This is a genomic window from Spirosoma spitsbergense DSM 19989, assembly GCF_000374085.1.
GTDB classification, from domain to species: Bacteria; Bacteroidota; Bacteroidia; order Cytophagales; family Spirosomataceae; genus Spirosoma; species Spirosoma spitsbergense.
The window spans coordinates 1-2,957 of record NZ_KB893489.1 but is presented as its reverse complement, the minus strand read 5'-3'; the positions used below and the strand labels follow the sequence as shown (position 1 = coordinate 2,957).

The window sequence follows — 2,957 nt, the reverse complement described above, 5'->3', positions numbered from 1 at the left end:
GTGGGCAGGTATTCTCGAAAAATTGGCTGGAGAACCTATTACTCTGTGCCTCAGTGGGTAATCTAAACCATCATTGCAATACGTTATAATGAGGACTTTTTCTCCCGGGATAACAGCCGGACAGGCCGTTCGCTGACGTTCGGGGCAGCCGTCAATGGTGATGAGTGGCACCATACCGGGCAGAGTTCAACGGGTGGTGCGGTCGATGAAATCTGGAGCCGGGAAAAGTAGAAAAAACAAGTGGACCAAACCATGCCCGACGCGTTATCCATCAGGCAACGCGAATCAGGGGTTGCTGCCCGCTGCGGGGTTGCAGGTTCACGATGCACCGGCCAAGCAGGGTCATGGGAAACAGCACGTCGACGCCCCCCGGCACTTTGGACAGAAAGATTCCGAGAACGATGAATACGGCGGTCAGGAAAAAATAAACCGTCCGCCGACGGGCCGTTGTCCCTTTACCGGTTGCCCAGTAAACCAGGGGCAAATGCAGGGGCATCAGGTACAGCAGCGTGGGGTTCCAGGCCGTTACCCCATGATCCGTACCGACCCAGAGCAGGAACAGAAACCAGCCCAAAAATCCCGAAACACCAAACAGGAGCCGATCCACCCAGCGGTCGACCCGGCCGAACTGATACCGGCGAATGGTGAAGACCGTAACCGCAATGGCCAGCAACGCAAAAACAACGCTGGGATCAAGAAACAGGGATACCTGTTGCCGGAACGTCTGCCGGGCTTCGAACAGCGTCTGGTCAGACGATACCAGTGGTTCCACCCGCCCATCCGCCTTTTTGAGCGTGGCCTGCTCCATCTGGTCGTGTACCTGATCGGGCAGATACATGGCGTGCCAGCCGTCCGTTTTTACGTCGGCGGGTTGACCAATGGCCAGGTTCATGCCCAGTTTAGCCCAGGGTTTCACACTTTTATCCAGGTAGATATTCATCCAGTCACGATACGACCGGCCGGTCATCCTGTTCCGGGACGGAATCGTCAGGCTGTCACCGCAGGCCTCTGCCAGCTTGTCGCGGGGCCGGGTGGCGCAGTTATCGTAGAAGAATTTGTACTGGTAGGTCCGGTTTTCGGGCTGCATGTTTTTCAGCAGCACGGCGTAAAGCTGCTGTTTCTGCACCGGCGACAGGTTCAGCACCTGCTCCCGAACGGTGCGGTTCTCCGCCTGATAGGCGTATAGGAACGGGTACATGTCATACGCGTCGATATAATAGGGCAGCGTGCCGCGCAGGAACTTCACGTAAAAGTTATCCTCATACCGGAAGCCCCCCCAGCCGAAGGTTACGTCTACGTTCTGCGCCGGGTCATTCACCCGGATGGCGGTGTGGCCAAACACAGAATACAGATCTTCGCCCGGCCCTACCGTGAGCAGACTCATTCGGGCGGCCGGGGAGAGTGTCTGACTAAATAATGAAGGATGAAGGATGAAGGATAAACAGACGGTCAGCAGGAGGAGCAGAGGTTGTTTTTTCATGGGTTTACTCATCATTATCATCGTTCTCGTCTTCATCCCGTTCATCTTCGTCATCCTCGTATCGCTTGCTGGCTTTGTGGCCCTTCTGCTTTTTTCCCGTTTCTCCCTGCACGCAGACAACCAGTTCACCTTTTATCGTTTTTTGGGCAAAATAAGCAATAAGTTCGGACAATGTGCCGCGTTGATTTTCCTCAAACAGTTTGGTCAGCTCCCTGGAAACACTGGCGGGCCGGTCTGCACCGAACACATCGGCAAATTGCTGGAGGGTTTTGAGCAGCCGGTGGGGTGATTCGTAGAAAACCATCGTTCGCTCCTCCCCTGCCAGTTCGGCCAGCCGCGTTTGACGCCCTTTTTTATGGGGCAAAAACCCCTCGAACGTAAACCGGTCGCTGGGCAGGCCGGAGTTGACCAGCGCGGGCACAAACGCCGTTGGGCCGGGCAAACACTCGATCGGAATATTGTTTTGGATACAGGCCCGCACCAGCAGGAAACCGGGGTCCGAAATGCCCGGTGTACCCGCATCGGACACCAGCGCGAGCGTTTTCCCCTCCTTTAGCTGGTTCACCAGCCGCTGCACGGTCTGGTGTTCATTGAATATGTGGTAGCTGTGGAGCGGCTTGCTGATATTCAGGTGGCGCAGCAACACCCCCGACGTACGGGTATCTTCGGCCAGAATGGCATCCACGCGTTGCAGGATCTTGATGGCCCGCAGCGTAATGTCGTCCAGATTACCGATGGGCGTCGGCACGAGGTAAAGTTTCATGCCGCAAGTTAAGGGTAGAGACGCAATACCTTGCGTCTCTCTCTCCTGCCGGATGGTTTTGCGGGGTTTATCTACACGAATTTATCAATCGCCTTCGCCAGTTTATGGTCTTTCTCGGTCACGGTATCCCCCGCATCGTGAGTGGAGAGTTTGATGGTCACCTGGTTATACACGTTCGACCACCACGGATGATGGTCCATTTTCTCGGCAATAAGGGCCACGCGGGTCATAAAGGCGAAAGCCTCGCTGAAATCGGCGAACGTAAAGTCGCGGGTAAGTTGGTTATCTATTTCCTTCCACATAAGCGTATGAATCTTTGTTTTCTGCCGAAGTAACGATATTCCGGGCAACTATCCATGACGTATGAATATGATAAACTTTGAGTTGTTATAGATACTGGCCACGCCGTTGGTGCTAATTCACCTGATTAAAGCCACTATTTTTCGGAGCAATGGCCTCCTAATGGGGTGAAGTTCAGTCTTATTCAAAATGAGCCTTCACTAGAAATTTATGGAAGAAAAACAGAAGCTGTTTCCATAATAAAATCCATAATAAAACTAAACTACCATCGGCTAAAAGACAGGGGGATTGCATGAAAAGCTAAGTTAGCCATCTTTGTCCGATGGATGTAGCTGACTTTTTTTTTGAGGTTGATGACCCGCGCCAAAGTGGCAAATGTTATCACGAGTTGAGTGATATTATCATGATCGTCTT

Annotated in this window: 3 protein-coding genes; all 3 read right to left on the bottom strand. The window is 53.1% G+C overall.

The window, feature by feature from the left end; genetic code table 11:
* Nucleotides 1–271: 271 nt before the first annotated feature.
* The 3 genes from B157_RS0111315 to B157_RS0111305 all read right to left on the bottom strand — a co-directional run bounded on the left by B157_RS0111315 (nt 272) and on the right by B157_RS0111305 (nt 2,545).
* The gene (locus B157_RS0111315) at nt 272–1,492 is read right to left on the bottom strand and encodes a lipoprotein N-acyltransferase Lnb domain-containing protein (RefSeq protein ID WP_020603441.1); all 1,221 of its coding nucleotides are present in this window, start codon (nt 1,490–1,492) and stop codon (nt 272–274) included.
* Nucleotides 1,485–2,243: a 16S rRNA (cytidine(1402)-2'-O)-methyltransferase gene (gene rsmI, locus B157_RS0111310; RefSeq protein ID WP_020603440.1), complete on the bottom strand. Its 759-nt coding sequence runs from the start codon at nt 2,241–2,243 to the stop codon at nt 1,485–1,487. Before rsmI ends, B157_RS0111315 begins: the two co-directional genes overlap by 8 nt.
* Nucleotides 2,244–2,314: 71 nt before the next feature.
* Complete coding sequence (locus tag B157_RS0111305) at nt 2,315–2,545, bottom strand: 4a-hydroxytetrahydrobiopterin dehydratase (protein ID WP_020603439.1); 231 nt, start codon at nt 2,543–2,545, stop codon at nt 2,315–2,317.
* Between the last annotated feature and the right edge of the window lie 412 nt (nt 2,546–2,957).